The organism is Labrys sp. KB_33_2, assembly GCF_052114505.1.
In the GTDB taxonomy this organism is placed as follows: Bacteria; Pseudomonadota; Alphaproteobacteria; order Rhizobiales; family Labraceae; genus Labrys.
This window is the reverse complement of record NZ_JBFREW010000003.1, coordinates 591,673-614,624: the sequence shown is the minus strand read 5'-3', so window position 1 is coordinate 614,624 and position 22,952 is coordinate 591,673. Positions and strand designations below refer to the sequence as shown.

Below are 22,952 nucleotides of genomic sequence, written 5' to 3'. Positions count from 1 at the left end.
GCCTACAATTTTGGCCGGCGCCTGAAGACACTGAAGGGGCTCACAGCCTACGAGTTCATCTGCAAACGATGGACAATCGAACCGGAAAACTTCACCCTCAATCCAATCCACCAAATGCCGGGACTAAACACCTAGGGAATGCACAGGTTTGGCTAGAAGTCGCCCTCTTCGTCTTCTTCAAAGGTATCGCCAACGAGCCCCTGAAGTTCCACCACGAGGGCTTTCGCATTCCGCCCGAAGTGGGCCACGAGAGCCCTCGCTGCGATTTCGGGGTTGGTTGAGAGTTTGTTGGCGAACGTCTTGCTGAGCCTGTCCGCGAAGCTGTCTGCCATCTCGGTGAGAAATGCTTCGTGCTCATCGCCGCTCATCATCCTGCGCTCCTTTCCTTGTGCAGCTTCTCGGGCCTGCCACCAATGCTCATGGTTGTCGGCACCCTCGCCGAGCTTCTTCTTGACCCGTCGCATGACCGCCACCTGTCCGTTTGAGGCTCCAGATGCACCCACTATCTGACTTTTCGAGTACGTCCCGAGGCGGACAAGCCTCCATGCATAATTGAGCCTGCCTTGCGTGCTCATCGGCAGCTTGGCCCGGCTATTGGCCTTGCCGGCTTCCAGAACGGCGTCCTCAACGGTCCCGTGAAAGTGCCGCACGGGGATAGGTTCGCGCACCTTCTTGAACCGGTAAGCGGCCACGCGATGGTGCCCGTCGAGGAGGTAGGTGTCCCCACCAATGCGCATGACCAACACGGGGTCGAGGTCCCCATGCATTTCAATGCCGCGCGCAAGGTCTGAGACGTGGCGCTCGTCAATGCCCTTGCTGCCCCGAGGTTGGAACAGCACCGGCAATTCACGGATGGCGGCGACAGGAAGCCTTTCGGGGAACTCGACGAGGGCTGGCGTGGCCTCCATCCTCTTCATCATCTCCGCAAGGAGTTCGTTCGGTGCGGTGACCTGGGCACGGTCGCCTTCCGTCCCGGTCTTGGTCATGATGTCGGTCATCTCAGCCCCCTCAGTGCCGTCTTCACATCTTCACGTTCCCTCTGTTGGGTCTCGTTCTGGTCTCTCTCCAGCTTGGCTATCCAAACCCCGGCAGTGCCGAAGAATTCCACCAGCCACTTGGCAAGGCAGAGGACGATGCGCGGCGCGAGGTCTCGATAGACGCGCTTCGTCTTGCCTGTAGCGCTGCTCTGGTATCGGCCGACATTCACCTCTGAGAGGAGACGAACACGGCGGACAAGCTGGAACTGGAAGGCCCGGTCATCGACAAAGCGCCGCCCCTCGCTGTCCTGCATGATGTACAGGGCAAGCACCGTGCGGACGATATCCCGAGGCGCGGTGCTGTCGGTGAGCTTGACCAAGGCGAGAGCCGCTTCACGCTGCCACCGGGCTTGGGCCTTGCCAGTTTCCGCGATGCCCCGAGCGGCAACCGTGAGGTCCTGCCAACGTCCATCGAGCGCAGCCCACAGCGGGCTTTCCTGGTTCTTCGCGATGCGCTGGTCAACCAGTTCCAGGTAGGGCCGAAGCTCTACCGCGCTAATGCCCTTCTGCATGGGCGCACCGTGACGGCGGTAGCTGGTGTTATGGCCATTGCAGAACCTTCCATGGCCGTGGGCGTTGGCCGTGCAGCCGGGTACGGTGCAGAGCCGGGTATTAAGTCTCGTCATGTGTGTGTTCCTTAAGCGGGGGTGCCGGCAATTTCGGCAAAGTCGTGCGGTGCACGGTGTTGGGGAGGGCGGTGCAATGAAGGGCTGTCTGAAGGTCTACGTGGCTGGGCTGACACGGCGTGCCCGGCAAAGGCCCGGTACGGCACGAAGTGCGGTAGCTGCCTCCCCGCATCGTCCTCTTTGACGGTGAGCTTTGCGGCAACGCCAACGGTCGAGCGAAGGGCATCGAAGGTTGCCCCGGAGTGCAGCAGAGTAATTGCGGTTGATGGATCGACGCCGTCCCTGAGAAGCGCCCGAGCGGCAGATAGAAGGGGTGTGCGAAAGGTGCCGACATGACGGCCAGAAATGGACGCGTGAAAGCGCCCCGCCTTTGCAGGCGTGGTGATGATGGTGATCGACATTGATGGGTGTCCTTGAAGGGAGGCAGGGCTGATTTGGCCTAGCCGTTAGAGACGTACTGTCTCCTGGGGTGGGCTCTAATTGCGTCGATGGCAGTTTACACACCGAACGCTTCAGGAGGAACGCCGAGCGCTGGGGAGCGCGGGCAGGCACGAACTACTAGATCTAGTATGTTCAGTACCCAGAGGCACAACACCCGCCGCGAGTGCGGAAACGTCACGCCTTCTATTCCTACCGTGAGGCCTAATTGCATGGGCCTTCAAATGCCCGGAGATGCCCCGTGGAAGCCCTTGGTGGTCAGCCCATTGCGACGCAGCCGTCCGAGAGAACGCCCGTCACCCCTCTCCGCATCTCAATGAAACAGCAAGGTGCCGCGGAGCCTCTCACGGGCGCGCGCTACTATATGTTGATTTGCCGTCTGGAACTTTAGGTCGAAGGCGAGGACTAGTTCCTCGTTGGCAGGATTGTCCCCGATTTCAAACCGGGACAATAGCCGAGGACCTGATAGCGCGGCCCGCGCGGTGAGGGAGCGCCTCCGAAGATGACCGAAACCAACCTGCCGTGCTTAAGCGCGCGATGCCCTGGAGGTCTCCGCAAAAAAGTGCGGACACCCACAGATCAGGCCTGTGGTGCCTCTCATAGCCCCCAAGCGGCCAACGCGGCTTCCGCCTTCGTCGGCTCTTCCCTCACCCTGATTACCGTCTGCCGCGTCAGCTTTGCGACCTTGGCAATTTCGGAAGCGCCCGCCCCTCTCGTCAGCATGTCCCGGACAATTTCCAGTTGCTCCCGGCTGTAGCTTGGCTTGCGGCCCAGATATGGGCGCTCCTCCCCACGCTCCTGCTTGGCCTTGGCGTCCGCTATGCCGGCCTTCTGGGCTTCCTTTGTAGCCTCCGCCTGGGCCTGTGAGAGGGCCGCCATGAAGCCGATAAGGGCATCCCGAACTGCTTGCTGCATAGGGTCCTTGGTCGCCCCGTCGAAAGTCAAGCCGTTGATGACAGTTCGGATGACCACGCCCCGCTTCATGAACTCCCGAATGGCCTCGCATACGTCCTGGTAATTGCGCCCGAGGCGGTCAACCCAGCGGACCACGAGCGTGTCTCCAGCGCGAAGGATGTCGAAAAGTCTGCGGCCCTCGGGGCGCTCCCTGAGCGTGGTGGCAACACCGGACACACCATCATCGGCCACTACCTCATCAATCTTGAACCCAGCCTGTTCGGCCTGAGTACGCTGGTGGGCAATGTTCTGCTCGGTGGTCGAGACGCGGGCATAGAGGACGGTGCGGGACATGATGGCCGATGCTCCAGAGATGTACGAAAGGGTCATGTCCATAAGAATGCATGTCCGTAGAACGATGTCAACCCTAGCGTACACCCCTTCGAACGCCTTTCGGCCTGTCCATTGAGGTATACCCTTTAGGACACAGATACATCATTCTGCCTTGCGGCGTGCCTAACACCCGCCAAGCAAAAATGAACGGGTACTTGTCGCGGAACGCCCCAATCACTACCTCCCGTCCGTGTAGCGAGCATACAAATTTGGATGACAAGACGCATGGACTTGGTTGCGATTAATATCAACGCGGCCTTTCGCACTGTTGATCAGGCGGAGTTGGGTTGGCGCAGGGCGGAGTTCACGGAGGGCATTGATGGACACTCGCTGGGCCTGCACAATGAACCTATTCCCGAACCTCTGACCGCCTCCGGTATGCTCAGGCAGTATGTATTTCATTGGTCGGAAATACCCGCAAGCGATTAAGCAACCCGGGGTTCCGAAGCGGCCACTCCAGCGCGCAGTTTTACCCTTCCACGACACCGCAGGCGGGGCACGGGGGAAACGCGCGTTCAGTTCCGTCGAGGCGGGTTCTCAAATGGCTGGCTTAAAATTGTTTTGCACTTCCCTCTGAGCGAGGGTTAGCTAGTCCTCAAGGGAGAATATCGACTTGCCTGAGCACATTCTCATCAAGTGGCGCAACAAAGACGCCAGGGGTTCAGTTGATATTATTGACTTTTCTTGGTTTGAGAAGAAACGGGAGATCCAAGACCAGCAACATCCAACAATGCTCGGCAAGGAGATGGTGAGTTCAAAATTCGATCTTGTGCCCATGGATAGCGGCTTGCTTTTTCGGTACGGAGGGAAGCACGCTGCTGCGAATGCAAAGCAGGGGATTTTTCCTGGTGACATGATCATCGTTCCTGCCGAACTTCCAAATACAAAAGAGAAATATCCGCTGGATACTCAAATCGCATGGCGGGAAGACAGTGTCGGAGCACAATATGAACAGCTTCCGGTCCGCATACTTCTCGGCTATCCAGAAGGTAAGCGCCGAGGTCTTTGGTCTGCCACCTCAACGCGCCATGCCCAACTCGCATCAATCAAGCGGGGACTCGCGCGCGCCAAGGGCAAAATGACGTGCGAGGCATGCGGGACCACAGGACATGAGGCCTACGGCTCCGCCGTGGAACGCATTTTTGAGGTTCACCACAAGGTTGCAATATCGGGAGGCCAGCGGGTCACGACAATCGACAACTTGGCGCTCATATGTGCGAATTGTCATAACGCCCTGCACGGTCTCGGTAAAATTGCTTTAAGGATTTTCTGGCTCGTTTCGGATGAAGTTTTAGGTCATCCCTCCGGCCCTTGCCTTATTACACAGCCTTTGACGGCGCATTGATATTAAAGCATATCCATGCCCCCAAAAACTCACCAAGAAACTGGTTCACCTATGCCCACACTGACGGCACTTGTCATTGGAAATAAGGATTATCAAACCTCTGGCAAATTAAAGAATCCAGGCAACGATGCACACGACATATCGGCAAAACTCATAACCAGTGGCTTTGCAGTTACGACTTTGGTCGACGCTACAAAAGCCGCCATGGAAACCGCTCTGCGTGCTTTTTGCAGCGCATCGGCAAATGGTGATGTTGGCCTTTTTTTCTTTGCAGGCCACGGCGTACAAATCGACGGGGAAAACTACCTGCTCGCTATTGATACGGATGTTTCAGACGAGACCCAGGTTAAATATTCTTCGCTGCCGCTTAACATGGTCATTGACCGAATGGAGAAGGCAAAAACTAGCACAGCCATCCTAATATTGGACGCCTGTCGAAACAATCCCTGGGAGCGCGGGTGGCGTGGGGAGCTTCGTGGCCTGGCGGCCGTCTACGCCCCGCGTGGCACACTCATCGCATATTCCACTTCCCCAGGTCAGGTAGCGGACGACGGTAGGGGGACAAACGGCGCATATACCGCCGCTCTGCTCCAGCATATTGATGCTGAAGACTTGACCATAGAGGCAATGTTCAAGCGCGTGCGAAATTCGCTTAGCGCCTCCACTGATCAAAGACAGATATCATGGGAGCATACCTCACTCTCTGGCGAATTTTTCTTCAACCGAAGCACTGCCACAATTGTCAAAGACTACGGCACCGTTGCAATTAACGACAAGACGTTTTCGATTGACGCGGGAAATCCGGTTCACAGCATAATCACTGCATTGAAAAGTCAAAACTGGTATACCCAGAACCCTGCGATTGGTAGGTTTAGAGCCACAGATGGCAATAGCGTCAGTCTAGATGACCTATTCGTGTTTGGTAGAAATATTCTCCAAGCAGCGGATGGTAGTTCGGACTCGGCCTGTACCTTCATAGATAATTTCGTCGAGCGCACCGCAGCGCTGTTGCCCCAGAATAGGAAGGCCATACTGGACGGAATACTTTTTGAGATATTTTTTGACTCAGAGGGACGATTTAGGTCACAGCCAAAGTCACGAGCATTTAACAGAGCGTTTAAGCTCGAACGTATCCCCGGCCTCAAATCGAGTTTTGATTTTATAGCTGGCTGCCTTTCTAGGTACTCAGAGAAGTATTATTATCTACCTGGAAAGTGCCATCCTATATCTTTAGATGTGAAGCTTAGCACTGCTGATAGCGCAAACTTTGTTTCAGATATATATTTGGCGGGGTCGAGCATTCTACGGCCTTTGGAGCCCGAAGATGCTGAGCTAGGACGAATGTACCACACGATTTCAAAAGAGCAGTTTGAAGATATGATATCTCAACAAATGATGATCCCGCTCACTTATATAAGATTCACGTACAGTCAGCCTCTGATAGGAAGTGGCGTCCGTTATCCTTATGACTTTACTGTTAGCAAAGTTTAGGCTTGAGGGTTGGCTTTTGCCCCGTGGTCGGATGGCCCACGTCGGTCGGTGGGAAGGCCGCTACTCTGAGTCAATGGGATTGGAGATCAAGCGACAGCGATGGTGGATACAAGGACGCAAGACCAACGTCGGCGAATAATGCAAAGTGTTAAAACCAAAAACACCGGACCAGAGATGGTTGTACGCCGCGCGGCCCATGCTCTGGGATTCCGCTATCGCCTGCATAGGAAGGACCTTCCTGGCACGCCCGACTTGGTTTTCCCTTCGCTTCGGAAGGCTATTTTTGTTCACGGTTGCTTTTGGCATGGCCATGACTGCAAGAAAGGCCGGCTACCTAAGAGCCGCCTTAGCTATTGGGCACCGAAGATCGAACGCAACATGGAACGGGACGCCAATGCCGTTAACGCACTAGTCGAGAATGGCTGGCAAGTCCTGACACTGTGGCAATGCCAGACGACTGATGCGGAGGTCCTGGAGGAATCGCTTAAAGGATTTCTTCGGCCCGGATAAAAAAATCGATCGACTTGGGGAGGCGATTCAGTTAGCTTTGTGACAATAGAGCCTCGAAATCGCTGAGGATGTTATCGTGAGACCAATCGTCGTCGATCTATTCGCGGGTGCCGGCGGTATGAGCCTCGGCTTTGAGCAAGCTGGCTTTGACGTCGTCGCAGCCGTTGAAATCGACCCCGTCCACGCAGCGGTTCACGCATTCAATTTCCCAAACTGTGCCGTGCTTTGTCGCGATGTTACCACCGTTTCCGCAGCCGACATTCGTAACGCCGCTGGGATAGGGGCTCGCAAGGTTGATGTCGTGGTCGGCGGGGCACCGTGCCAGGGCTTTTCAATGATTGGCAAACGCGCTTTGGACGACCCACGCAATCGTCTTGTCGCTGAGTTTGTTCGAATAGTCCGCGACTTGGATGCCTCTTACTTCGTTTTTGAGAACGTCAAGGGACTCACCCTTGGCTCCCATCGGGCACTCCTAGAGGAGCTAATCGACGCTCTGCGCGACCGGTATGATGTTCAATTGCCGTGGAAAGTGTTGAACGCCGCGGAATATGGCGTTCCGCAAAACCGTGAACGGCTCATCCTTATGGGAGCAAAGCGGGGACTGAAGCTGCCTGACTACCCCGCTCCAATTTGTAGGCCCGCCGGCACGCCTGCCGGTGCAACGGCATTGCCTCAAGGCCCCTCCTGTTTGGACGCTCTCGGGGACCTGCCCGACGCTGACAAATATCAAGCGCTTTGGGCAACAGACGAACTTCGCCTTACGGGTAAGGATTGGAAAGAGCCGAGTGCGTATGGTCGGGAAATGCGCTCGCTGTCCAATGACAGTTGGCACTTCGCTCATCCAAGAAAGTGGACACCGAACTATCTGACCTCGTCCCTTCGCACAGAGCATACCGACATATCGAAGCGCCGTTTCTTAAGTGCTGAGCAGGGAAGAGTGGAGCCTATCTCCAGGCTCTTTAAGTTGCCGCCTTCCGGCGTTTCTAACACGCTCAGGGCGGGCACGGATGCCGCGCGTGGCGCCTTCACATCGCCGCGTCCAATTCACTACCAGCATGCGCGCCTCATTACGGTCCGTGAGATGGCACGACTGCATGGGTTCCCTGACTGGTTTCGACTGCATCAGACGAAATGGCACGGCGCGAGGCAAATCGGCAACGCTGTCCCGGCGCCGCTTGCGCGAGCGGTCGGAGCGGCACTTATAACGGCCATGAACATCCAACCCCACGCACCGGAAAAAGCGATTAACCTCGGTGACCCCGCCTTGCTGCGAATGGATATGAGCGCCGCCGCCGAGTATTTCGACGTACCTGTAAGCATTGGTAGGCGTGACCGTAAAAGCGGGGCTCGCAAACGGCGCCAACATGACATTGAGGCCCAAATGACGCTAGGCGTGCCGGGTGAGTAGGAGCCTAGCCTAGCGTTGTTGGCTTCGTTCGCCGCCGCGCCTTCTTGGTACCAATTCCCAATACGGCCGGCATAAGCTGAAATAGGCTTTCTGAAGCTAAGACCAAACCGCCCAAGTCGTCCTCGGCCACCTGAGCCTGTTCCCGCGTCCATGGCTCAAACTCCGCCACGTAGACGCCTCCCGTAGGTTGGTTCATCGCTTTTATGGCAATTGGGATGATAAGCCCGATTTGTAAATCAGGGTCGATGCTCTTGTTTGCGGCAACCACCTGCTCAACAATTTGGTGTTCAAGGATACGTTCATTTTCTTGCTTGGCTTCGCAGGTGATCAAGGCCAAGACCGTGCGGCCATCATCCGTTTCCACTACAGCAAGGAACAGGGCGTCGACTTCGCTTTTCGCAAGCTTCACACCAATCTGAAGGTGGTTTATTTCAACGACCCTTGGTACCTCGCCTTTCCGGGTTGCAAAATGCTGCTCGATAAGGCGCAGCGAGACCGCAACTTGGATGAGCCATGATTCATCTTGGCGCCCGAGGCTTCTGGCGACGCGAGACAGACTGATAGATTGCAGCGACGTTGGTATTAGGTCAGCGCTCGGTATGATGGTCGATGCAAAGGCCTCTGTCTGGCCCTCTTCAAATCTCGTGAACTCGAATACCCGCCCCTCGCCAACGCGCTGACGCCCCCCTATTCCTTGCGCTGTGAGGCTCTCTGGCCAGTTTCTAGAGGCGTTTTGACCTCGAATGAGGTCCTTCATGAAATTAGCTGGATTCGATTGACTGAGGCCCAAGCCATAGCGTTCGTTACAAAATGCTATCGCATCGCGAACGTCTCCCATCGTCACTACGGGCATGTCCTCCACCCGCTCGACACCCTGGCTGAGTTTCTCATAGAGGTATTCCACGACCTGGATTTTCTTTGATCTCGGTTTCGTCGCCATTGCCGGCCCTCTCGAATCAGTCAACCAGCGTAGTTTATCTGGTACCGGCCGACCAATTCGAACTGCACCGGGGACCCGAATGCCAATGGCCTAAGGACTTGAGGATGTTGCACTGGACTGTTATACAGCCTCGTCGGGGCATCCGAATTTATTCAATTAAATCAATGGCTCAGTGCGTCGCCGCTATTTTCACGCAAGCGGCACCAGTTTCTTCCTCTCCCTGCTTCCCGGTCAGAGAATTGATTTGACGACCCCTCGCCCTGCCATACTTTCCCAATCGGGGGTTTCAGCATCCGACGCGAGGCGTACAAATGTCGAATATCACTGCCGCCATGGTCAAAAGCGTTTCCGAACAGACGGCAGCCGGATTGATGGACTGCAAGGCCGCACTAGACGCAACGGGCGGGGATGTGGAACGCGCCGTGGACTGGCTACATAAAAAAGGGTTTAGCCAAAATCGGACGGGCGGATGATCCAGGAACGCGAAAGCCCGGCTAGTAACTCGGTTGCCCGACCTTCATCTTGAGCGTCGCGTGCCCCATGGGGACTGCATTAATCACTCGCTCTGCCTGGGGGGGCCTGACGCGATGACTGCCTCGATACCAAACGCGGCCGAGGCTGAGTATCTCAGCGAACTATTTCGTCGAATTGGCGTACTCGATCAGGGCCACATTTCCGATGTCGTGGCGGAGAATTTGCTGACGAAACAACGCTCACCCACTCTGCGGTTACATCTCACTTATAACGACGCCACCGTAGACGCTCCAAGTTCCCTTATTCTCAAAACGGGGCTTCCTGATAGCGACGGCGGTTCGCCGGAAAACGCTCGCCGCGAGGTTGCGTTCTATCGTGACGTAGCCTCGGCCATGTCGGCTCGCGTTGTTCCTCGGCGCTTCGAAGCGAGTTGGAACGAGAATACCAAGGCATGGCATCTGCTGCTTGAAGACCTAACGGACACGCATTTTATCGCCACCACGTGGCCGCTACCTCCCAGCACAGAGCAATGCGTGGGCATCGTGCAGGCGAGAGCGTGTCTTCATGCCGAATGGTGGGATGACTCACGCTTGGGCTCCTCTGTGGGTCGCTGGCGCGATGCTGATGGCGTGGACCGATACTTACAAATTCTCGCAAATCAGTTCGCGAGCTTCATCGACAACTTCGGTGATTTAGTGCCCCGAGACCGGCGTGTGCTCTATGAACGCCTCCTTGACCGAGGCCCCCATCTCCTTGCCCGCTACCGTTCGCATCGCAACCTCACAATCAGTAACGTCGACGCGCACGTCTGGAACTGCTTTTTACCCCGGCTCGGCGGAAGCGAAGATGTCCGGTTGATCGATTGGGAAGTCTGGAGCATTGACACGGCAACCACTGACCTTGCCTACATGATGGCGGTCCATTGGTATCCAGATCGTCGGCGCCGGATCGAGCCACTATTGCTGGATCGATATCATGCGGCGCTTCTGGCTAACGGCGTGAGCGGGTACGGTCGTCAGGCGCTGGACGACGATTATCGCTTATCGGCACTTTGGCATATCATGACACCCGTCCGGCAGGCAGTGCACCAAATCCCACCACGGGTTTGGTGGAACAATCTTGAGCGCATCCTGCTGGCGGTTGATGACCTTGGGTGCCGCGACCTACTCGGCTGACGGCGACGATAGTGGACCACGCAGGGCTACGGCTCGGCGCGAAGGCCGCCATCTGCAAGCCGCGCCACCGGACCACAATTCAGGCTGCCATTACCGGGTGTTGCGCGCCACGTTCTGCACGAACGGCATGCTGCTACTAGCGGGCGGCACACCTCTTGCGCTTGGTACAAAAGTCGTTACAAAAGAGCCCTGCGTGGAAGCGCTAAGCTATTGATTTTAGGTGCATATGGGGACGGATTTCTCCAATCCTCTTCTGGGCACCAGTTTCGAAAAGGCTCGACGTGGCTAACGGCCCGTCGGGCCTTTTGCATTTTGTGACCTTGGAAGTCCTGTGCCGGTGCCTGCAACGGCCTTGTGAGTCGCTGCCGGCTAATCATACAGAGCGCCGACACCCAGGCCCTGCATCTCAACTGTCGTCGCGCATTCTCTCCGCCCGTTCACGGGCTTCAGGTGGTATCGGCAGCAGGCCGGAGCCGCGCAGCATTGCCTCGATCGCCGTATTGGCATGATCGAGCGCGCTACCGGCGGAGTAGTCCCCGTCCAGCCAGTCCGGCAATTCGTTCAGCACATTGGTGAGGCAGGCGAGCAGCATCGCCTCATTGTCGGACAGGTTGGCCTTGATCCGCTGATATTCGGCCGCGAGAACGGTCGGGTGCTCGTCATAGTCCAAGGGTCGAAATGCCATGATACCGCAGCCCCGTCGCGATGTTGCAGGCCTGGCAGATTGCGTCCAGGCCCGCGTCGGAGCGTTTTGCGATTTGGCGGTGATGCCAAGAATCACAAAGACGCTCCAGCCAATCCGCTGGGGATTGGCTTGGAAACAAAGAATTAGAGCAAACAAGCGTTTCCGTCTAAACGCGCATTGCTCTGGAGACCACTGGCTTATCGCGTGTGACCGCCAGGTTACAAGGCTGCCGATTATCCCCAGGCCGGCCTGCTTTGCGCAAGGCCTGTGATCGAAGGTCTCAAGCGCGCCGGTCACGCCCCTATCACGCCCCTGGAGGATTGTTAGCCTACAAACAGAATCAGGGGAGAGTAGCGATGGGAATGCATCTGAGCGGTCCGCATAGCGGCGAGGAACCGTGCCTGCTGTTCGAGGATTGCGGTGTGCTCTCCGCCGAGCGCCTGGCGCATGGCATTCCCTGTCTCGACTATGCCTCACCGAGTTGCGCGACGAGCGGCATCGCCGCCTTCAAGGCCAGGCTCGCCGTCCGCCAGGCCATGCAGCGCGTGCATGAGCGCCTGAAGGACGCCGCCGACCGCAACGGCAAGGCACGAGACTGAGCCCTGCTCTTGACCGGCCCGGCCTGGAGCGAAATATGTTCGGGCCGAGCCCTTCTTTCAATTGAACTTGCTGAAGAGCCGAGAGTTTGCGGTTCTTGGCGAATCGCTCTGAAAGTGAAACGCTTCTGGAAATTGGCGTTTTCCGGGATTCGACCGGCGATCACGCTGCCGCCACGAAGTTTCGCGACACTCCCGCCCAATGTGGGGCCATGTCGGATGTGGCCATCTGGAGAGAGCTCACGATGCGCAGCATTCTATCCTTGTTGGTCATTGTCTATCTGATCGGCGTGGGCGTTGAACTGGCCCCGGTGGTCCAGGGGCAGTGGAGCAGCGGCTCTGCTTCCGATTTTGCCAGCAGCATCGCCCGCGCGCTTCCCGACGCCCTGACCTGGCCGGCCAAGGTCTATCGGAGCCTGACCGACAAAGCCTGAGCACGGCCCTGCGGGGGTTCCTCGCCTTTGCTTTAGCGGGCACCTATGATCAGGTCGTCGCGTTCGGTTCGCGCGCACCGTTCCACCACGGGGGAAGCCTTGCCGGCATCTTCAGAGCATGCCTGATCCCGCCGTTGGGTTTGCTGCCGAAACGGTAGGACGTACACGGCTCTCGAAGAGCCTGCGCCTGATCCTCGTACTCGCGGCCATGCCGCTGCTCGCCCTTCTCCTCTTCGTGCTCGCTGCCATCGGCTTTGCGCTCGTGCCGGCGTCAGGGCGGGCCCAGCAGGCCGGCGGAGAACCGACGCTTTATCTCTGCGCCTCCCTCGCCCACACCGATATCGTGATGCCGAGCCGGGATGCGCTGATCGATTGGACGCAGTTGTTTCCGGCCGTAACCCCGCCCGACCTGCCGGCCGAGGCCTATCTGGCCTTCGGCTGGGGGGATCTCGTCTTTTTCCGGGAAACGCCGACCTGGGGCGATACCAGGGTATCGACCGCTCTGGCGGCACTCGCCGGCCGGCACGACACCGCCCTCAGGGTGGTCGCCGTCAATCCGCCGGTCGCCAACCCCGACTGCCTGCCGCTTTCGATCGACAGGGAGGGCCGGCTGGCCCTGATCGCCCATATCCAAGCAAGCCTCCAGCCCGACGCTGCCGGCCGGCCCCAGCAACGCCCCGGCGGCACGGGGCTCGAGGCCTTCTATCTCGCCAAAGGCCGTTACGGGCCATTCAATACCTGCAATCAATGGGCGGCCGAGGCCCTCGCGGTCGCAGGCCTGCCCCACGCCCATTTCGCGCCCTTCAGTTTCAGCGTCACCTGGCCTCTCGCCAATGGTCGGGCAGGCTGAGCCCGCAGTCGAAGCCCGCCTTGTTGCCGGAAGAACACACCCCCGAGAGCTTTTGCACCCGGCACCGACAACCTCGCTGCCGGCGCACAATGCTGCCGCAATGGCTGCATACGCCCAGCCTCACCCAGCGCCGCCGCAGCTCCTGAGCCCGGCAGGCGCGGACGAATAAGAACAGCACATATCTGGATTAAAATGATACTGGCACGAAGCATTATCCTTCTGGCCTTGCCGCTGATGCTTGCAAGCTGCGTCACGACAAGCGCGAAGATCGACACCCCTCTGGCGACCCCGGCCATTGCGCCGCAGGCTGGCGCGACCGTGCAACTCGCCGCTTTGCCTGTCGTCAAGCCCGAGGAAGCTCAGACCGCCGCTGCGAGCGCGCCGGAGATGGCCGAGACGGCCGATCCCCATTACGCCGCCATCTATGCCGGCTCCAAGGATGGCGCCTATCCGATCAAGGCCGTGAACCTGGCCAGCGTGGCACCCCGCTTCTGGCGCCGCGAGGTTTCCTATGAATCATCGGAAAAGGCCGGCACCATCATCGTCGATCCCAACAAGCGTTTTCTCTATCTGATCCAAGGCAACGGCAAGGCGCTGCGCTATGGTGTCGGTGTCGGCAAGGTCGCGGACTACAATTTCCAGGGCGAGGCCATCATCGCGCGCAAGGCCAACTGGCCGCGCTGGACCCCGACCCCCAACATGATCGCCCGCAATCCCAAGCAATATGGCCGCTATCGCGCCGGCATGGCCGGCGGCCCCAGCAATCCGCTGGGTGCACGCGCCCTCTATCTCTACAGCGGTGGCCGCGACACGCTGTATCGCCTGCATGGCACCACCAATCCCTCCGCCATCGGCACCAAGGTCTCGTCCGGCTGCATCCGCCTGACCAACCAGGACATCATCGATCTCTACAAGCGCGTTCCCGTCGGCACCAAGGTGATCGTGCTGCCGACAGGCGCCAGCCGCTCGGCTTGACCGATCGCAGCAGTATGGCCCCCATTCGGCCATGCTGCTTTTCTTCAATCGCTCCGCTTGGCCGAATGAGGGCCAAGTCGCGCCCCAGGCGCCTCCCGGCATAGCGCAGGAAATCCAAACCTTTCCTGTTCCGTAAAGGAATTTGGATTTCCGCGGGCATTCATCCTGCCCGATCATTGCCCGGCCAAAAGAACAGCGGGCCTCGTATCATCGAGTTTTGCAACGGAGACGATTGGGTACTAAGGTATCCGTGATTTTCTGACGCGAGGAATGAAATGGCCATTAATCTTCCTAGCCTCGTCTCCCAACTGATCACGCCCGATCTCATTGAACGCGCCGCCGCGATCATCGGCATCGACCCGGCACTGGCCGGAAAACTGGTCGCCGCCGCCGTTCCTTCCGTGCTTGGGGCCTTCGCCAGCGAAGCCTCTTCCCCCGATGGCGCCAAAGGCATTTCCGATCTGATCTCCAGCCAGGATCCGGGCCTGTTCGACACGCTGGCGGCTGGCGTGACCAGCGGCGATGCCAACGCCCTGGCTGGAGGCAGTGATGTGCTGACCTCCCTGCTGGGCGCCGAGGGCGTCAACCAGCTGGCCAGTGTCCTCGGGCAGGCAACCGGTGCCCCTCCGCAGGCTGCCGCTTCCGTGCTCGGTCTCGTCGGCGCGGCCGTCGTCGGCGCCCTCGGCAATCAATCGCCGGAGAACTGGTCTGACGGCAATGCGGTCGCCGCGCTTTTCGCAGGCGAGAAGCAGGCGATCACCGCCGCACTCCCGGCCAGCCTGGCGGCAGGTCTCGCCGACGGTGGATTCCTGCAAGGCCTGGAAACCGCGGTAAGCGGCGCCTTCCGGACCACCCCGCCTCAATCCACGCTGGGCTCGGCCACGGGACCGCAGCCTGGTATATCGACTGCGGGTACATCGACTGCGGGTACATCGACCCTTGGATCAAGCGGGGCGGGTGCCCAAGCCAGCCGGTCGACACTCGACACCAAGCCGCCGCCCAGCCCTCGGCTGCAGCATCAGGCCGCCCCGCCGCCACCGCCGCAATCGAGCGGCAGCATGACCTGGCTTTATCTCATCATCGCCATCCTGGTCGTCGGTGGCCTCGCCTGGTACTTCCTCTACAAGCGCCCCCAGGCGACAGCACCGGCCACCACCGGCCAGATCGAGCTGCCAGCGCCACGCCTTCTGGGCTGAAGCGTCGCGGCCTCGAAAGCCATCTCGACGTACAAAGGCGACGAAGCTCGCGCTTCGCCGGGCTGGTTCGACGTAAAAAGGCGACAAAGCTTGCGCTTCGCCGCCCTGGATCCACGTTAAGCGGATACACTTCTCGTTGACCGATCGAGCCGCGGCCCGCCGTTCAATGCAGGGAAACCGGCTCCAGTTCCTGCTCCCAGGCATTGGCGACCGCGCTCTCGGCCGAATCGGAAATCATGATCGGCGTCCCATCGGCGGCATTGAGGGTGAACAGCTTCAAGCCGGGACGGATCTCGCCAAGCTGCGGATAGAGCCGCATGGCGTCTTCCGACATGATCGGCTTGACATAGGCGACATGTCCGGCGCCCAGGGCAGCCAGCATCTCGGGGGTAGGCACAACAGTCTTGTCGTTCCGGATCATGGGACCCTCCTGAACGTTGGAAACAATGGAAAAAGGGGCAACCGGGTCGTCAGTCCCGCACCGAGATGTCGATGCGCTTGGCGACGCGCTCGGGCTCCGGGCGGATCAGGTCGACGGAAAGCAGGCCGTTCTTCAAATCCGCACCCATCACCTCCATGCCGTCGGCAAGGAGGAAAGTGCGCTGGAACTGGCGAGCTGCGATACCGCGATGCAGGAAGACTCGGGATTTGTCGTCCACCTGCCGTCCACGGATGACGAGCTGGTTTTCTTCGATCGAGACGTCGAGTTCCTCGCGGCTGAAGCCGGCGACGGCGAGTGTGATTCTCAGCCTCTCCGGCGGCCGGTCGCAGGATCCGACCCGCTCGATATTATAGGGCGGATAGCCGTCATTGGCGGCTTTGGCGACCCTGTCCAGAGCTCGTTCGATCTCATCGAAGCCGAGCAGAAAGGGTGAATTCAAGGTTGGTACGCGCGACATTTCAAAGCCCTCGCAGGAAGCGACTTTGTGGCGGGGACCCTGACGGCATCCCCCGTTCCGGCAACTCCGGAACAATCTCAATATGGGCAAGCCCAGGGGGGTTTCAAGGGGGCCCCCGAAATGGGGCGGGGATTTCCGGGTCAAGCCCCCTGGAGCGAAGCGGCCTTTTGGTGAAAACGCACTTTTGCGCGAGCTCTTTGGTCCGCCTCTCGGTGTTACGCCCAATCGCAGAACGCTCTTGCGCGCCGCTCCGGGGCAGGGCAGGAACGGGTGATGATCCCTCCCGGCCTCCTCATCGCCGCTCCCCGTTCGGGCTCCGGCAAGACCACCCTGGTGCTCGGCCTGCTGCGCGCCCTCGCCCGCAATGGCGTCGCCGTGCAGCCGATGAAATGCGGGCCCGACTATATCGATCCCGGCTTTCACGCCGCGGCGGCAGCAAGGGTGAGCTATAATCTCGACAGTTGGGCCATGCGGCCCGCTTTGCTCGACAGCCTGATCCACGAAGCCGGCCACAATGCCGATCTCTTCGTCGGTGAGGCGCTGATGGGGCTGTTCGACGGCGTCGCCCGCGATGGCGCCAGCGGGGACGGCTCCTCCTCGGGCCTTGCGGCGCGGCAGGGCTGGCCAGTGCTGCTGGTCCTCGACATTTCCGGCCAGTCCCAGTCGGCCGGCGCGGTCGCCAAGGGCTTTGCCAGTTTTCGCCCCGATGTGCACATCGCCGGCATCGTCCTCAACAAGGTGGCGAGCCCCCGCCATGAAGCGCTGGCGCGCAAGGGCATCGAGGAAGCCGGTTTGCCCGTGGTCGGCGTGCTGCCGCGCAATGCCGATCTCGTGCTGCCCGAACGCCATCTCGGCCTGGTCCAGGCCGACGAGACCGTCGAGCTCGACCAGCGTCTGGAAGCTTTGGCCGATTTTGTCGAAACCCATTGCAGCATCGAAGCCATCCGGGCCCTCGCCGGCACGCGGCAGTTGCCGGCAGCCCCGGACGATGCGGGCCTGCGCCTGGCCGACCCGAAGGACGCAGCTTTGCGCCCGCCTGGCCAGCGCATCGCCCTGGCCCGCGACGCTGCCTTTTCCTTCGTCTATCCGCATCTCCTCGCTGGCTGGCGCCGCCAGGGCGCCGAGATCATTCCCTTTTCGCCGCTGGCCGACGAGGGACCGGCGGAGAACGCCGATATCGCCTGGCTGCCCGGCGGTTATCCCGAACTACATGGTGCCCGCCTCGCCACCGCCACGCGCTTCCAGAAGGCTCTGCGCCTGTTCGCGCAGACGCGCCCGGTGCACGGCGAATGCGGGGGCTACATGGTGCTCGGCCAGGTACTGACGGATGCGGAAGGCACGGCCCACCGCATGACCGGCCTGCTCGACCTCGAAACCAGTTTCGCCAAGCGCAAGATGAATCTGGGCTATCGCCTCGCCGAACTGAAACAGGATTGCCCGCTCGGCCGGAAAGGCAGCTTCGTGCGCGGCCACGAGTTCCATTACTCGACCACCCTGCGCTCGGCCGATCCGCCCCTCTTCGAGGTGAGCGACGCCAATGGCATCTCGCTCGGCGCCCTCGGCAGCCATCGCGGCCGGGTTACTGGCTCCTTCTTCCACGTGATCGACAAGGTCTAGAAGTTCTCAGGAAACGGAGCTCTCTCACCCTGCAAAGCCGCCCTCGTCGAGAAATCGGCGCTCCTCCGGCGTGCAAATGCGACCGAGAATATCATTGCGGTGAGGAAATCGGCCGAACCGGGCGACGATGTCGCGATGCTGCTGGGCATAGCTGAGATAGTCGCCGGTCAGGGCCCGGCACAGAGCGAGCGAACGTTCCTGGTCGGCGAGTTCTTCGGAATGCATGAAGGGCAGGTAGAAGAAGATGCGCAGTTCCGGGCCGATACTGCGGTCATGGCCATCGGCCAGCGCCGCGGCGGCGACCCGTCGCGCCAACGGGTCGCCCGCATACATCGCCGGCGTGTCACGGAAGGCGTTGCGTGGAAACTGGTCGAGCAGCAGCACCAGCGCGAGAGCGCCGGGCGCCGTCGCCTCCCACCCCTCCAGTTCGCCGCGCATCGCCGCCTGATGCACGGCCAGGAAACGCTCGCAAAAATCACGGTCGAACGCCTCGTCCTTCTCGAACCAGCGCTCAGGGCCGGCATCGACCCAGAAATCGACGACGGCCCTCGCGGAAGGCGGAACTGAATCGACCGTCACAGGGTTCTCCTTGAGCTGACGAGGCTAGATCAAAATGACTTTTCTCCGAATCGTCATTCTTCTCGAACTCTTTGTTTTGACGCGTTTTCTTAATCGAAAAGCGTATCAACTTTTCTGGAAAACGCTCTAGGGGCGAAATGCGAATGAGAAGAAACTGCATAGCGCTGCGGAAACTGCAATTCCACCATTGAACAATCGCCGAATGCTCGTCACATTAGCGTCGAGGAGACAGACCTTGTCCGCTGTGACGCCGACCATTCCTTCGAGTGAACTTGCCCAGCTGAACGAACGCTCGCGCGAGATATTCCGCCAGATCGTCGATTCCTATCTTGCGACGGGCGAACCCGTCGGCTCCCGCAACATTTCGCGCCTGCTGCCGACCTCGCTGTCGCCCGCCTCGGTGCGCAATGTCATGCAGGATCTCGAGCTGCTGGGCCTGATCCAGGCTCCGCATACCAGTGCAGGGCGGCTGCCGACCGAACTGGGCTTGCGCTTCTTCATCGACGCCATGCTTGAATTCGGCGACCTCGCCGCCCAGGACCGGGCGCAGATCGATGCCCAGATCCGGGCCGGAACCTCCTCCCGCTCCCTGGAAGACGTTTTGATCGAGGCCTCCGCCACCCTGTCGGGCCTGTCGCGCGGCGCCGGCGTGGTCGTCACCGGCAAGCGCGACCAGCGCCTGAAGCATATCGAATTCGTGCGCCTCGAACCCACCCAGGCTCTGGTCATCCTCGTCTCCGAGGAAGGCACGGTGGAGAACCGTGTCATTACGGTACCCGTCGGCCTGCCGACATCGGCACTGGTGGAGGCTTCGAACTATCTCAACGCCCGTGCCCGCGGCAAGACGCTGGATGACCTCAAGCGCGAGATGAGCAGCGCCCTCGATGCCGGCCGCGCCGAACTCGACGACCTCACCACCAAGTTGATCGATACCGGCCTGGCAAGCTGGAGCGGTGCCTCTTCCGACCTGCCGCAACAGCTCATCGTCCGCGGCCAGGCCAATCTGCTCGAAGACCTGCATGCCGGAGAGGATCTGGAGCGCATCCGCCTGCTCTTCGCCGACATCGAGGCCAAGAAAGACCTGATCGACCTGCTCGGCCGCGCCGAGGGCGGCGACGGCGTGCGTATCTTCATCGGTTCGGAGAACAAGCTGTTCTCGCTGTCGGGTTCCTCGATGATTGCGGCCCCCTTCCGGGACGGCAATCAGAAGATCGTCGGCGTGCTTGGCGTGATCGGACCGACACGGCTGAATTATGCCCGCGTGGTGCCGATGGTCGACTATACCGCCAAGGTCATCGGGAAGTTGCTGAAGACCTGAAGCACCATCCCACCCCCCGGCCTGCAATGCCTGCGATTTCGCATCAGCCGCGCTTTTGGACCCCCGGGTTCTCGCCTTCCCGCCGGTCCTCGCGCGGTGTCACCGCAAAATGCGCGCGATAAGATCGCGAAAGACAGGATGCGGAGGAATAGCCGCAGGCCATGGCGATCTCCATCACGCTCATGTCGGTCTGGCGCAACAGCAGGCGGGCGCGCTGCAACCGCAGGTGCAGATAATAGTTGGCCGGCGAATCCTTGAGTTCGGCCCGGAACAGGCGCTCGAGCTGGCGGGCCGAGACACCCGAGAGGGCCGCAAGCGCCTTGGCGTCGAGCGGCGCCTCCAGATTGGCCTCCATTGCCGCCACCACGCGGATCAACTTGCCATTGGCGACGCCCAGGCGCTTGGGCAGGCTCATGCGCTGGCGGTCATGGCGTGGGCGCAACCTGTCATGGATGAACTGCTCGGACACCGCCACCGCCAGCGCCTGCCCATATTGGCGGGCGATCATGTCGAGCATCAGGTCGAGGGCCGCCGTGCCGCCGGCACAGGTGAAATGCTTGGCCGACACCTCGAACAGGGCCTCGCTGATCTCGATGTCGGGAAAGGCCTCCGCAAAGCCGGGCGCAGCCTCCCAATGCATGGTGACCTTGCCGCCACTGAGCAAGCCGGCGGCGGCCAGGATCCAGGCCCCGGTATCGAGCGCGCCGATCTCGGTGCCGCGGCGGGCGAGATGGCGCAGGCGCGCCAGCATCGCCTTGCTGGCATAATGCTCCGGCTCGAAGCTGGAGCAGACGATCAGGGTGGGAATGTCACCACTGGCAGGCAGCGCCCCGCCCACCGGGATCGGCCAGCCATTGGAAGCCTTGACGGGCTCGCCGTCCATCGACCAGGCCCGCCAGTCGAAGACCTGTCGCCTGGCCATGCGGTTGGCGACGCGCAGCGGCTCGACGGCGGCGGAGAACGCCATCATCGAAAATTGCGGGACCAGCAGGAAATCGATCCGGATGGGCCCCGGCCCCGCATGCGGCTTGAACACGACTATTGCTCCGGGCGATCAAAGCATTTTCGAGAAAAGTTGATCGACTTTTCGATTAAGAAAATGCGCCAAAACAAGGAATTAGAGAAAACTGCGATCTCTTCGAATCGCAATTTTCTCTAGGACGCGATCAAATCGCCACGATAGACAATGTGGATCTTGTTGCCATCGGGATCGCGCAGATAGGCACCATAATAGCCCTTGCCATAATGCGCCCTCTCGCCGGGCTGACCCTCGTCGACGCCGCCGGCCGTCATGCCACCCGCATAGGCGGCGTCGACAGCCTCGGGCGAGACTGCCTGGAAGGCGACCATGCTGCCATTGCCGGCCGTGGCGGGATGCCGGTTGAACGGGTTATAGGCATAAAAGCGCGGCAAAGGCCTGGTGGGGCCGATCCAGCAGCGGGCGGCTGGGCCATCGTCCGCCGTGACGGGACGCTGGCGCAGACCGAGCGGCGCCAACAGGGCATCGTAGAAGCGAGCGGCGCGCTCGAGATCGGCGACGCCGACCGTGACATGACTGAACATAGCCTTGTTCCTTGCTTGACGCCCTGCCTTCCGATCAGCCACCCGGCCTGAATGCCTTGCACACCGCCGGATCCGTCTCCAGCCGCGGCCCCTCGATCAGGTCGATGCAATAGGGAATAGCGGGGAAAACCGCCGTGAGGCATTGCTCGATCGAGGCCGGCTTGCCCGGCAGGTTGACCATCAGCGTCTGGCCGCGGATGCCTGCGGTCTGGCGCGAGAGAATGGCCGTCGGCACATATTTCAGGCTTTCCTGGCGCATCAGCTCGCCAAAGCCCGGCATCATCTTGGCGCACACGGCCTCGGTGGCCTCGGGCGTGACGTCGCGACGGGCCGGACCCGTGCCGCCGGTGGTGCAGACCAGGCAGCACCCTTCCTCGTCGGCAAGCTCGACCAGCGTCCGTTCGATCAGGTCCTGCTCGTCGGCGATGACCCGCACCACGGCTTCCCAGGGCGAGGTCAGCACGCGCTGTAGAAAGCCGGCGATGGCGGGACCGCTCTTGTCCTCGTAGATCCCGGCGCTGGCGCGATCCGAGATGGTCAGAATTCCGATCCTGGCAGTCATTTCGATCATCCTAAAGGCGCGACATCCACCGAGACGCGCAGGCTATGGCCGGCCGAGGCGACGACGACGCCATCCACCGGCGCGACGTCGGCGTAGTCACGCCCGACGGCGACGCGGACATGGTCTTCGCCTGCCGGCACCGCATTGGTCGGGTCGAGATCGACCCAGCCGAGCCCGGCGCCGCACCATACCGAAACCCAGGCATGACTGGCATCCGCACCCACCAGCCTCTCCTGACCGGGCGGCGGATGGGTTCGCAGATAGCCTGAAACATAGGCCGCGGGAATACCAATCGCGCGCAAGCCCGCCAGCATCCAATGCGCGAAGTCCTGGCAAACGCCGTGGCGCGTGCGGGCAACCACGTCGAGCGGGGTGGAAATATCGGTGGCGTTGGGGTCGTAGACGAAATCGCGATGGATGCGTTTCATCATCTCGACGGCCCCGTCGAGCACCGGCCGCCCCGGCTCGAAGGAGGCAAGCGCATAATCGCGGGCCTCGGCGAGCAGCGGCACATAACGGCTGGTGAAAAGATAATGCGCCGGCGCCGAGCCGCCGAAGTCTGGCACGAGCAGTGCACTCTGGCTGACCTCACCCCAGGACGGGGTCAGCAAGGCATGGGGCATTTCGCGCGGCTGGACCTCGATACGCACACGCGATTCGAAACGGTGCCGGGTGGCTGCGCCGGCAAAGCGGACATGCGTGGTGTGATTGCCGAAGAAGTCGACGGCGTCGGTCTGCTCCAGCGGCTTGGGCGTGATGGTGAGCTGGGCCGAGAACACCCGCTGATTGCCGCCGCTCTCAGGCTGGAGATGCAGCGTGCAGCGAGCCGCCGCGACCTCGGTCCGGTAGAGATAGGTCGTGGTGTGGCGAATGAGATAGAGCACGAGCCGCCTCAGCCGACAGATTTCGCGGAGGGACGCAACGTCAGGCGTCGCGCTACATTCTTG

Annotated in this window: 25 protein-coding genes and 2 pseudogenes; 14 read left to right on the top strand and 13 right to left on the bottom strand. The window is 60.5% G+C overall.

Annotated features, from left to right (window positions below):
• A pseudogene (locus tag AB4037_RS08390) lies at nucleotides 1-135 on the top strand (IS481 family transposase); the annotation flags it as partial.
• Between the two features lie 17 nt (nucleotides 136-152).
• On the opposite strand, the gene AB4037_RS08385 reads toward AB4037_RS08390, so the two are convergent.
• The 4 genes from AB4037_RS08385 to AB4037_RS08370 form a co-directional block, all read right to left on the bottom strand.
• Nucleotides 153-998: a ParB/RepB/Spo0J family partition protein gene (locus AB4037_RS08385; protein ID WP_441771181.1), complete on the bottom strand. Its 846-nt coding sequence runs from the start codon at nucleotides 996-998 to the stop codon at nucleotides 153-155.
• Nucleotides 995-1,663, bottom strand: a complete 669-nt coding sequence (locus tag AB4037_RS08380; RefSeq protein ID WP_441771180.1) for a hypothetical protein — start codon at nucleotides 1,661-1,663, stop codon at nucleotides 995-997. The genes AB4037_RS08385 and AB4037_RS08380 overlap by 4 nt, the downstream gene beginning before the upstream one ends.
• Nucleotides 1,664-1,674: 11 nt before the next feature.
• Nucleotides 1,675-2,064: a hypothetical protein gene (locus AB4037_RS08375; RefSeq protein ID WP_441771179.1), complete on the bottom strand. Its 390-nt coding sequence runs from the start codon at nucleotides 2,062-2,064 to the stop codon at nucleotides 1,675-1,677.
• A 634-nt stretch (nucleotides 2,065-2,698) separates the two neighbouring features.
• Entirely contained in the window at nucleotides 2,699-3,349 is a 651-nt protein-coding gene (locus AB4037_RS08370; protein ID WP_441771178.1) for a recombinase family protein, read from the bottom strand.
• A gap of 652 nt (nucleotides 3,350-4,001) precedes the next feature.
• Between AB4037_RS08370 and AB4037_RS08365 the strand changes: the two genes are divergently transcribed.
• From AB4037_RS08365 to AB4037_RS08350, 4 genes are all read left to right on the top strand, one after another.
• A complete protein-coding gene (locus AB4037_RS08365) occupies nucleotides 4,002-4,733 on the top strand; it encodes an HNH endonuclease signature motif containing protein (protein ID WP_441771177.1) in 732 nt (243 codons plus the stop codon).
• Nucleotides 4,734-4,784: 51 nt separating this feature from the next.
• Entirely contained in the window at nucleotides 4,785-6,224 is a 1,440-nt protein-coding gene (locus AB4037_RS08360; protein WP_441771176.1) for a caspase family protein, read from the top strand.
• A gap of 99 nt (nucleotides 6,225-6,323) precedes the next feature.
• Complete coding sequence (locus AB4037_RS08355) at nucleotides 6,324-6,734, top strand: very short patch repair endonuclease (RefSeq protein WP_441771175.1); 411 nt, start codon at nucleotides 6,324-6,326, stop codon at nucleotides 6,732-6,734.
• Between the two features lie 76 nt (nucleotides 6,735-6,810).
• Nucleotides 6,811-8,142, top strand: coding sequence for a DNA cytosine methyltransferase (locus tag AB4037_RS08350; protein ID WP_441771174.1), 1,332 nt, complete (start codon nucleotides 6,811-6,813; stop codon nucleotides 8,140-8,142).
• 4 nt (nucleotides 8,143-8,146) lie between these two features.
• Here the strand turns inward: AB4037_RS08350 and AB4037_RS08345 are convergent, their stop codons facing one another.
• Nucleotides 8,147-9,082 (bottom strand): hypothetical protein, encoded by a 936-nt coding sequence (locus AB4037_RS08345; RefSeq protein ID WP_441771173.1) that lies wholly within the window; start codon nucleotides 9,080-9,082, stop codon nucleotides 8,147-8,149.
• 311 nt (nucleotides 9,083-9,393) lie between these two features.
• Here AB4037_RS08345 and AB4037_RS08340 point away from each other — a divergent pair.
• Nucleotides 9,394-9,537: pseudogene (locus AB4037_RS08340) on the top strand (translation elongation factor Ts); the annotation flags it as partial.
• A 132-nt stretch (nucleotides 9,538-9,669) separates the two neighbouring features.
• Nucleotides 9,670-10,731: an aminoglycoside phosphotransferase gene (locus tag AB4037_RS08335; RefSeq protein WP_441771172.1), complete on the top strand. Its 1,062-nt coding sequence runs from the start codon at nucleotides 9,670-9,672 to the stop codon at nucleotides 10,729-10,731.
• A gap of 406 nt (nucleotides 10,732-11,137) precedes the next feature.
• Here AB4037_RS08335 and AB4037_RS08330 read toward each other — a convergent pair whose 3' ends face one another.
• Entirely contained in the window at nucleotides 11,138-11,416 is a 279-nt protein-coding gene (locus AB4037_RS08330) for a hypothetical protein (protein ID WP_441771171.1), read from the bottom strand.
• 356 nt (nucleotides 11,417-11,772) lie between these two features.
• Between AB4037_RS08330 and AB4037_RS08325 the strand changes: the two genes are divergently transcribed.
• The 5 genes from AB4037_RS08325 (at nucleotide 11,773) to AB4037_RS08305 (ending at nucleotide 15,467) form a co-directional block, all read left to right on the top strand.
• Nucleotides 11,773-12,015 (top strand): hypothetical protein, encoded by a 243-nt coding sequence (locus AB4037_RS08325; RefSeq protein ID WP_441771170.1) that lies wholly within the window; start codon nucleotides 11,773-11,775, stop codon nucleotides 12,013-12,015.
• A gap of 95 nt (nucleotides 12,016-12,110) precedes the next feature.
• Nucleotides 12,111-12,446 (top strand): hypothetical protein, encoded by a 336-nt coding sequence (locus tag AB4037_RS08320; protein ID WP_434958310.1) that lies wholly within the window; start codon nucleotides 12,111-12,113, stop codon nucleotides 12,444-12,446.
• A gap of 118 nt (nucleotides 12,447-12,564) precedes the next feature.
• Nucleotides 12,565-13,296, top strand: coding sequence for a DUF2459 domain-containing protein (locus tag AB4037_RS08315; RefSeq protein ID WP_441771169.1), 732 nt, complete (start codon nucleotides 12,565-12,567; stop codon nucleotides 13,294-13,296).
• 192 nt (nucleotides 13,297-13,488) lie between these two features.
• Nucleotides 13,489-14,271 carry a L,D-transpeptidase gene (locus AB4037_RS08310; RefSeq protein WP_434958312.1) on the top strand — a complete coding sequence of 261 codons (783 nt, stop codon included), beginning with the start codon at nucleotides 13,489-13,491 and terminating at the stop codon, nucleotides 14,269-14,271.
• A gap of 275 nt (nucleotides 14,272-14,546) precedes the next feature.
• A complete protein-coding gene (locus AB4037_RS08305; protein WP_441771168.1) occupies nucleotides 14,547-15,467 on the top strand; it encodes a DUF937 domain-containing protein in 921 nt (306 codons plus the stop codon).
• Nucleotides 15,468-15,630: 163 nt separating this feature from the next.
• On the opposite strand, the gene AB4037_RS08300 is transcribed toward AB4037_RS08305, so the two are convergent.
• A complete protein-coding gene (locus tag AB4037_RS08300; protein WP_441771167.1) occupies nucleotides 15,631-15,888 on the bottom strand; it encodes a DUF1150 family protein in 258 nt (85 codons plus the stop codon).
• Between the two features lie 49 nt (nucleotides 15,889-15,937).
• On the bottom strand, nucleotides 15,938-16,366 hold the full coding sequence (locus tag AB4037_RS08295; protein ID WP_149253477.1) for an Hsp20 family protein: 429 nt from the start codon (nucleotides 16,364-16,366) through the stop codon (nucleotides 15,938-15,940).
• 273 nt (nucleotides 16,367-16,639) lie between these two features.
• On the opposite strand from AB4037_RS08295, the gene AB4037_RS08290 reads away from it, so the two are divergent.
• The gene (locus tag AB4037_RS08290) at nucleotides 16,640-17,983 is read left to right on the top strand and encodes a cobyrinate a,c-diamide synthase (RefSeq protein WP_441771166.1); all 1,344 of its coding nucleotides are present in this window, start codon (nucleotides 16,640-16,642) and stop codon (nucleotides 17,981-17,983) included.
• Between the two features lie 24 nt (nucleotides 17,984-18,007).
• On the opposite strand, the gene AB4037_RS08285 is transcribed toward AB4037_RS08290, so the two are convergent.
• Entirely contained in the window at nucleotides 18,008-18,562 is a 555-nt protein-coding gene (locus AB4037_RS08285) for a DUF924 family protein (RefSeq protein ID WP_441771165.1), read from the bottom strand.
• Between the two features lie 244 nt (nucleotides 18,563-18,806).
• Here AB4037_RS08285 and hrcA point away from each other — a divergent pair, with 244 nt between their 5' ends.
• Nucleotides 18,807-19,880 carry a heat-inducible transcriptional repressor HrcA gene (gene hrcA / locus AB4037_RS08280; protein WP_434959706.1) on the top strand — a complete coding sequence of 358 codons (1,074 nt, stop codon included), beginning with the start codon at nucleotides 18,807-18,809 and terminating at the stop codon, nucleotides 19,878-19,880.
• Between the two features lie 43 nt (nucleotides 19,881-19,923).
• Here hrcA and AB4037_RS08275 read toward each other — a convergent pair whose 3' ends face one another.
• The 4 genes from AB4037_RS08275 to AB4037_RS08260 all read right to left on the bottom strand — a co-directional run bounded on the left by AB4037_RS08275 (nucleotide 19,924) and on the right by AB4037_RS08260 (nucleotide 22,889).
• Nucleotides 19,924-20,916, bottom strand: a complete 993-nt coding sequence (locus AB4037_RS08275) for a GlxA family transcriptional regulator (protein ID WP_434958317.1) — start codon at nucleotides 20,914-20,916, stop codon at nucleotides 19,924-19,926.
• A gap of 119 nt (nucleotides 20,917-21,035) precedes the next feature.
• Nucleotides 21,036-21,443 carry a VOC family protein gene (locus AB4037_RS08270; RefSeq protein WP_441771164.1) on the bottom strand — a complete coding sequence of 136 codons (408 nt, stop codon included), beginning with the start codon at nucleotides 21,441-21,443 and terminating at the stop codon, nucleotides 21,036-21,038.
• Nucleotides 21,444-21,477: 34 nt separating this feature from the next.
• The gene (gene mog, locus AB4037_RS08265; protein WP_434958319.1) at nucleotides 21,478-22,005 is read right to left on the bottom strand and encodes a molybdopterin adenylyltransferase; all 528 of its coding nucleotides are present in this window, start codon (nucleotides 22,003-22,005) and stop codon (nucleotides 21,478-21,480) included.
• A 5-nt stretch (nucleotides 22,006-22,010) separates the two neighbouring features.
• Entirely contained in the window at nucleotides 22,011-22,889 is an 879-nt protein-coding gene (locus AB4037_RS08260) for a transglutaminase family protein (protein WP_434958320.1), read from the bottom strand.
• Nucleotides 22,890-22,952: the final 63 nt, after the last annotated feature.

What these genes read in the sequence shown, in the direction of transcription:
- AB4037_RS08370 (WP_441771178.1), bottom strand. Translation starts at nt 3,349, where the DNA reads ATGTCCCGCACCGTCCTCTATGCCCGCGTCTCGACCACCGAGCAGAAC.
- AB4037_RS08315 (WP_441771169.1), top strand. Translation starts at nt 12,565, where the DNA reads ATGCCTGATCCCGCCGTTGGGTTTGCTGCCGAAACGGTAGGACGTACA.
- AB4037_RS08355 (WP_441771175.1), top strand. Translation starts at nt 6,324, where the DNA reads ATGGTGGATACAAGGACGCAAGACCAACGTCGGCGAATAATGCAAAGT.
- AB4037_RS08345 (WP_441771173.1), bottom strand. Translation starts at nt 9,082, where the DNA reads ATGGCGACGAAACCGAGATCAAAGAAAATCCAGGTCGTGGAATACCTC.
- AB4037_RS08325 (WP_441771170.1), top strand. Translation starts at nt 11,773, where the DNA reads ATGGGAATGCATCTGAGCGGTCCGCATAGCGGCGAGGAACCGTGCCTG.
- AB4037_RS08310 (WP_434958312.1), top strand. Translation starts at nt 13,489, where the DNA reads ATGATACTGGCACGAAGCATTATCCTTCTGGCCTTGCCGCTGATGCTT.
- AB4037_RS08270 (WP_441771164.1), bottom strand. Translation starts at nt 21,443, where the DNA reads ATGTTCAGTCATGTCACGGTCGGCGTCGCCGATCTCGAGCGCGCCGCT.
- AB4037_RS08380 (WP_441771180.1), bottom strand. Translation starts at nt 1,663, where the DNA reads ATGACGAGACTTAATACCCGGCTCTGCACCGTACCCGGCTGCACGGCC.
- AB4037_RS08335 (WP_441771172.1), top strand. Translation starts at nt 9,670, where the DNA reads ATGACTGCCTCGATACCAAACGCGGCCGAGGCTGAGTATCTCAGCGAA.
- AB4037_RS08290 (WP_441771166.1), top strand. Translation starts at nt 16,640, where the DNA reads ATGATCCCTCCCGGCCTCCTCATCGCCGCTCCCCGTTCGGGCTCCGGC.
- AB4037_RS08385 (WP_441771181.1), bottom strand. Translation starts at nt 998, where the DNA reads ATGACCGACATCATGACCAAGACCGGGACGGAAGGCGACCGTGCCCAG.
- AB4037_RS08300 (WP_441771167.1), bottom strand. Translation starts at nt 15,888, where the DNA reads ATGATCCGGAACGACAAGACTGTTGTGCCTACCCCCGAGATGCTGGCT.
- AB4037_RS08360 (WP_441771176.1), top strand. Translation starts at nt 4,785, where the DNA reads ATGCCCACACTGACGGCACTTGTCATTGGAAATAAGGATTATCAAACC.
- AB4037_RS08375 (WP_441771179.1), bottom strand. Translation starts at nt 2,064, where the DNA reads ATGTCGATCACCATCATCACCACGCCTGCAAAGGCGGGGCGCTTTCAC.
- AB4037_RS08305 (WP_441771168.1), top strand. Translation starts at nt 14,547, where the DNA reads ATGGCCATTAATCTTCCTAGCCTCGTCTCCCAACTGATCACGCCCGAT.
- AB4037_RS08330 (WP_441771171.1), bottom strand. Translation starts at nt 11,416, where the DNA reads ATGGCATTTCGACCCTTGGACTATGACGAGCACCCGACCGTTCTCGCG.
- mog (WP_434958319.1), bottom strand. Translation starts at nt 22,005, where the DNA reads ATGACTGCCAGGATCGGAATTCTGACCATCTCGGATCGCGCCAGCGCC.
- AB4037_RS08295 (WP_149253477.1), bottom strand. Translation starts at nt 16,366, where the DNA reads ATGTCGCGCGTACCAACCTTGAATTCACCCTTTCTGCTCGGCTTCGAT.